We start from the raw sequence: 5664 nt of genomic DNA on the forward strand, positions 1-5664 counted from the left end.
TGCCAGGCCGCGCGGCCGGGACCGTGGCCTCCGTCGTCGGCGCCGCCCGCGCCTCCTGCGTACCGGGGGTGCGGGGTGGACCGCGGGGTCTCGGCCGTCGGCCACTGCTGCAGGGCGGCGTAGCGGCCCCAGTCCTGCCACCAGGCCGACTGGGCGTCACCCATGCGCAGGTAGGCGGACAGCAGGCGGGCCGTCGCGGTCGCGTCCGCCAAGGACTCGTGGGCGACGGTGAGGTCGACGTCGATGGCCGCGCAGCAGTCGGCGAGCGTCCGTCCGGCACCGGGCAGGTAGGTGGGGGCGAGCTTCATCGTGCAGAGGGCGCCCGCGCCGTCGGGCCCGAGCGGCGAGACCAATCCGAGGCGCGCGAACTCGGCCGCCAGGAACTGCGCCTCGAAGCGGGCGTTGTGCGCGACGACGACCCGCCCGCGCAGGCGGTCGCAGAGCTCGTCGACGACGTGCTCGAACCGGGGTGCCCCGCGCACGTCCGCGCTACGGAGGCCGTGCACGTGGATGGGCCCGAGGTCTCGCGAGGGGTCGACGACGGTCTCGAACGACGCCTCGACCTCACCGTGGGCGTCGAGGTGCACGATGCCGATCTCGATGACCCGGTGGTGTCGCCCGGGCCAGAGACCCGTCGTCTCGACGTCGATGACCGCGTAGCCGCCGTGAACCATGTCATCCCTTTCGTCGGGGCGAGCCTGGCAGGTTGCCCGATGGGCATCCAGCCCGCAATCGGGTGACACCCGTCGTGGGGCGGTGGGGGGACGCGGGGTCCGGAGGCGCGGCTCGGCGCTTCCCGTCGGTCGCGTCGTCCGCCACGATGGAGGGCATGACCGCCGCCCCTGCCTCCGTCACCGCCGCGACCGCCTCCGCCACGGCTCCGGCCGCCTCCGTCACGGCCGTCTGCCGGGTGTCCGCCCTGCTGCCCGACTCGGGCACGATCGGCGTGACCGCGATCGACAAGCGCCCCGTCGACGGACCCGTGCACGTCCGCCCGCTCGGCCTCCGCGCGGACGTACAGGCCGACCGCAAGCACCACGGCGGTCTCGACCAGGCGGTGTACGTCTTCGCCGACGAGGACGCCGCCCACTTCGCCGAGCTGCTCGGCCGCGAGGTGGCGCCGGGGCTGTTCGGCGAGAACCTGCGGACGTCCGGGGTCGACGTCACCGGCGCCGTCATCGGCGAACGCTGGGCCGTGGGCGAGACCCTCGTGCTCGAGGTCACGAAACCTCGCGTCCCGTGCGGCACGTTCGCCCGCCGACTCGGCGAGGCCATGTGGGTCAAGCGGTTCTACGCCGAGGGCCGCCCCGGCACCTACCTGCGGGTGGTGAAGGCGGGGCCCGTCCAGGCGGGCGACGGGGTCACCGTGCTGTCGCGGCCGTCGCACGGGGTGACGATCGGAGAGGCCTTCACGGGGCTCGAGCCGGACCGGGCCGAGGCCCTGCTCGCAGCCGTCGACGGGCCCGACCGCCTGAGACTCACCGACGAGGTCCGGGGCTTCGCCGAGAAGGCCCTGCGAGGGCGCGTCCCCGCCTGAGCACGGACGGACCCGCTCCACTAGCCTCGACGACGAGGGCCCGGACGGGGCCCGCGCCAGAGGAGGCACCCCATGTTCGAAGCCGAGAACATCCGTGACTGGATCGGCATGCCCGTCGTCGACCCCGACGGCGACAAGGTCGGCTCGCTCGAGAGCATCTACTTCGACACCGCCGCCGACCAGCCCGCCTTCGCCACGGTGACGGCCGGCCTGCTCGGCCGCTCGCGTCTGGTCTTCGTGCCGTTGCAGGGCGCGGTCGTCGCCCCCAAGCACCTCAAGGTGCAGTTCGCCAAGAAGCTCGTCAAGGACGCCCCGTCGATCGAGACCGACGGCGAGCTCGAGGCCGCCCGCGAGCCCGCCGTGTTCGAGCACTACGGCCTCGTGTACCAGACCGGCGCGGCCGGCGAGCGACGCCTCGGCCGCCGCTGACCGCGGCACCACGACATCCCGAGGGGCCCCGCCACATCGGCGGGGCCCTTCGGCGTCCGCGGGGACGATGGTGCGCGCTCGAGTGCAGAACGTGCAAAAATCAGGAGGCGCTGGTCGGTGACCGGCGCCTCCTGCGTCCTGCGCACGCCCCGACGCCGCCGTCACGCGCTCCGGCCTCGTGCCGCCCACGCCCCTCGCCTCGCCTCACGGCCCGTGCCGCTGCCCGAAAGGCTCCCCCATGACCGACGCCTCCGCCGCCCACTCGACCCGCGCCTCCTCGGCGTCCTCCCCGGGGGCCGGCCCCGGCCAGCCCGCCGGCGTGCCGCGTCACGCCTGGTACGCCCTCGTCGCCCTGCTGCTCGGCATGTTCATCGCCCTGCTCGACACCACGATCGTCAACGTCGCCCTGCCGACGATCCGCACGACGCTCGACGCCTCGGAGTCGACCCTGTCGTGGATCATCTCGGGGTACGCCCTCGCCTTCGGCCTCGCACTGATCCCCGCGGGACGCATCGGCGACCGCATCGGCCACAAGTGGGTCTACTTCACGGGCGTGCTGCTCTTCACCCTCGCGTCGCTCGCCTGTGGCCTCGCCCAGGACGACACCCAGCTCGTCGTGTTCCGCGTCGTTCAAGGCCTGGCGGGCGGCATCTTCGTGCCCGCCGTCACCGCGTTCATCCAGTTGCTGTTCCCCGGTCGTTCGCGCGGCAAGGCCTTCGCCATCATGGGCGCCGTCATCGGCGTCTCGTCGGCGCTCGGCCCGATCATCGGCGGCCTGATCATCCAGGCGTTCGGCGACGAGAACGGCTGGCGTCTCGTCTTCTACGTCAACCTGCCGTTCGGCATCATCACCCTGATCGCCGCCGCCGTCCTGCTGCCCAAGCGCGACGAGTCGGTGCCCCGGCCCGACCGCGGGCTCGACTGGATCGGCCTCGTCCTGGTCTCGGGCGCCTTCGTCGCCCTGCTCGTCCCGCTGATCCAGGGGCAGGACGAGGGCTGGCCGCTCTGGACCTACCTGACCATCGCCGCCGGCGTCGTGCTGCTCGCCCTGTTCGGGCTGTGGGAGGTCGCGTACACCAAACGCGGCAAGACCCCGCTCGTGCCGCCGAAGCTGTTCGCGCACCCGTCGTTCACCGGCGGCGTCGTGCTCGCGCTCGTCTACTTCGCAGCCTTCACCAGCATCTTCTTCACGATCTCGCTGCTCTGGCAGTCGGGGCTCGGCCACAGCGCGCTGGCCTCGGGCGCCGTGGCGATCCCGTTCGCGGTCGGCAGCATCATCAGCTCGTCGCAGAGCAACCGCATCGCCGCCCGGCTCGGGCGCGGCGTGTTGATCCTCGGTACGGCACTCGTCACGATCGGCCTCACCTGGATGTGGCTCGTGCTCGTCACGGTCGACGCCTCCGACCTGACCAACTGGATGCTGCTGGTGCCGCTGCTGCTCGCCGGCCTCGGCAACGGCTTCTTCATCGCGCCGAACGTGCAGTTCATCGTGGCCACGGTCGACCGGCAGGACGCCGGCTCGGCCAGCGCCGTCATCTCGGCCATCCAGCGCATCGGCTCGGCCGTCGGCATCGCGATCATCGGCAGCGTGCTCTTCGGGACGCTGACCATCTCGGGCCGGACGCCGGCCGACGTCGCCACCGGCTTCACGGACGCGGCTGCGCACGCGATGCTCGTCAGCGCGATCTTCGCCCTGGCGTCGTTCGTGCTGGTGTTCGCCCTGCCGCGCCGCGTCCCGCAGCAGCGCGGCTAGCCCCCTCGGGGCGCTGCCCACGAACGGGTGGGGCCGGGATGCGAACCCGGCCTCCTCGTTCGGGCGGCACCAAGAAACGTGAGGCACACTGCAACGATGCCCTCAGCCCTGCCGACCACAGAGCCGACCGTCCGCCCCGTCTCGACCACCCGTCGAGACCGGGTGCTGCCGCTCGACGGCCTGCGCACGCTGGCCATCGCCCTCGTCGTGCTCTACCACCTGCACGTGCCGGGCTTCGGCAGCGGGTTCGTGGGCGTCAACGTCTTCTTCGTGCTGTCGGGCTACCTGATCACCACCCTGCTGCTGCGCGAGCACGCGTCGACGGGACGCATCCGGCTCGGCAGGTTCTGGGTCCGCCGCCTGCTGCGGCTCTACCCGACGCTGCTCGCCGTCGTCGTGGTCGGCGTCTCGCTGTGGTGGCTCGTCGGCGACTACCAGGGGTCGACGCTCGGCCCCGTCGGGGCCGCCGTGATCGCCTTGACCTACTCGGGCAACATCGCCCGGGCCTTCTTCGACACCTCGCAGGGCGTCTTCGCCCCGATGTGGAGCCTGTCGATGGAGGAGCAGTTCTACCTCGTCTGGCCGCCCGTACTCGTGCTGCTGCTCGCCGTCGCGGTCAAGCGCAAGGCCCTCGTCGCCGGCCTGTCGGTCGTCGTCGTCGCCTCGGCCGTCGCGACCTGGTTCCTCTACGACCGCCCGTCCGGCAGCGCGACCCCCGACATCTACTTCAGCCCCGTCCTCAACGTCGCCCCCCTCTTGATGGGCTGCGCGCTGGCGATCGTCCTGCGGTCCGACCGCGTTCGGGCCGCCCTGGCCGGCCGCTGGGGCGCGCTGGTCACCTGGCTCGGGCTCGGCGGGGTCGTCGGTTCGTTGTTCGTCATCGGATCGGGCTGGCAGCAGAGCGTCCTGACCTTCGCGGTCGCCTTGCCCGCGGTGGGCCTCGCGTCGATGCTCTTGATCGGCGGGCTCGTCACGGCGTCGTCGCCGGTCGCCTGGGTGCTGTCCCTCGCCCCGGTCGCCTGGTTCGGACGAGCCATCTCGTACCCGCTCTACCTCTGGCACGTCGTCTTCATCGCGCTCGTCGAGCCGTACGTGCAGGGTGCTCTCGGCGTCGTCCTCGTGCTCGCCGCGGCGATCGGCACGTCGGTGCTCTCGCACCACTTCGTGGAGAAGCCCGCCCTGAAGCTCAAGGGGCGCTTCGAGCCCCGGGAGCCGCGCCGCGCCTCCTCGTCCGTCGCGCGGGACCGCGAGCTGACGAACGCCTGACGCCGGGCGGCCGGGCAGGCCCGGGCGGACCGGGCGGACCGGGCGTCAGAGCCAGCCGCGCTGGCCTGATGCCCGGGGGCCGGTCCGGACCGGGCGGACCGGGCGTCAGAGCCAGCCGCGCTCGCGCGCGACGCGGGCCGCGGTGTGCCGAGACGAACTGCCGGTCTTCTGCATGGCCGACGAGAGGTAGTTGCGCACCGTTCCGGAGGCGAGGTGCAGCCGGGCGCTGATCTCGCGGACCGAGAACCCGTCGGTCGTGAGGCGCAGCGTGTCGAGCTCGCGCTCGGTCAGCGGGCAGTCGTCCATCATCGCCGAGGCCGAGATGTCGGCGTCGATGTAGCGGCGGCCGTCGTGCACCTGCACGATCACCCGTTCGAGCTCGTCGGGGTCGACCGACTTCGGCAGGAAGCCCCGTACTCCGGCACGGAGGGCACGTCGGAGCACGCCGGGGCGGCCGTGACGGGTCAGCAGCACGACCGCCTGCTCGGGTCGTCGACCCAAGATCGCGATCGCCGCCTCGATGCCGTCCATGCCGGGCATCTCGAGGTCGAGCAGCACGACGTCGGGCTCGTGGAGCGCGGCGAGGGCCACGGCCTCGGTGCCGTCGGCGGCCTGGGCGACGACCTCGACGGTGTCGCTCAGGTCGAGCAGGGCGGCGATCGATCGACGCAGCAAGGTC

General features: G+C 72.5%; 6 protein-coding genes. 4 read left to right on the plus strand and 2 right to left on the minus strand.

Features of this window, described 5'->3' with window-relative positions; translation table 11 throughout:
- A partial coding sequence (locus SZ60_RS13710; protein ID WP_197073576.1) for a 3'-5' exonuclease occupies nt 1-674 on the minus strand: 674 nt, incomplete at its 3' end.
- A 155-nt stretch (nt 675-829) separates the two neighbouring features.
- Here SZ60_RS13710 and SZ60_RS13715 point away from each other — a divergent pair.
- The 4 genes from SZ60_RS13715 (at nt 830) to SZ60_RS13730 (ending at nt 4985) form a co-directional block, all read left to right on the plus strand.
- Nucleotides 830-1537, plus strand: a complete 708-nt coding sequence (locus SZ60_RS13715) for an MOSC domain-containing protein (protein ID WP_043596810.1) — start codon at nt 830-832, stop codon at nt 1535-1537.
- Nucleotides 1538-1609: 72 nt separating this feature from the next.
- A complete protein-coding gene (locus SZ60_RS13720) occupies nt 1610-1966 on the plus strand; it encodes a PRC-barrel domain-containing protein (RefSeq protein WP_043596802.1) in 357 nt (118 codons plus the stop codon).
- 238 nt (nt 1967-2204) lie between these two features.
- The gene (locus SZ60_RS13725; RefSeq protein ID WP_043596803.1) at nt 2205-3719 is read left to right on the plus strand and encodes an MFS transporter; all 1515 of its coding nucleotides are present in this window, start codon (nt 2205-2207) and stop codon (nt 3717-3719) included.
- A gap of 96 nt (nt 3720-3815) precedes the next feature.
- A complete protein-coding gene (locus SZ60_RS13730; RefSeq protein WP_043596805.1) occupies nt 3816-4985 on the plus strand; it encodes an acyltransferase in 1170 nt (389 codons plus the stop codon).
- Between the two features lie 105 nt (nt 4986-5090).
- Here the strand turns inward: SZ60_RS13730 and SZ60_RS13735 are convergent, their stop codons facing one another.
- Nucleotides 5091-5660, minus strand: coding sequence for a DNA-binding response regulator (locus tag SZ60_RS13735; protein ID WP_043596806.1), 570 nt, complete (start codon nt 5658-5660; stop codon nt 5091-5093).
- Nucleotides 5661-5664 lie beyond the last annotated feature (4 nt).

The organism is Frigoribacterium sp. MEB024, from assembly GCF_000878135.1.
Taxonomy (GTDB): domain Bacteria; phylum Actinomycetota; class Actinomycetes; order Actinomycetales; family Microbacteriaceae; genus Frigoribacterium.

What these genes read in the sequence shown, in the direction of transcription:
- SZ60_RS13715 (WP_043596810.1), top strand. Translation starts at nt 830, where the DNA reads ATGACCGCCGCCCCTGCCTCCGTCACCGCCGCGACCGCCTCCGCCACG.
- SZ60_RS13720 (WP_043596802.1), top strand. Translation starts at nt 1,610, where the DNA reads ATGTTCGAAGCCGAGAACATCCGTGACTGGATCGGCATGCCCGTCGTC.
- SZ60_RS13725 (WP_043596803.1), top strand. Translation starts at nt 2,205, where the DNA reads ATGACCGACGCCTCCGCCGCCCACTCGACCCGCGCCTCCTCGGCGTCC.
- SZ60_RS13730 (WP_043596805.1), top strand. Translation starts at nt 3,816, where the DNA reads ATGCCCTCAGCCCTGCCGACCACAGAGCCGACCGTCCGCCCCGTCTCG.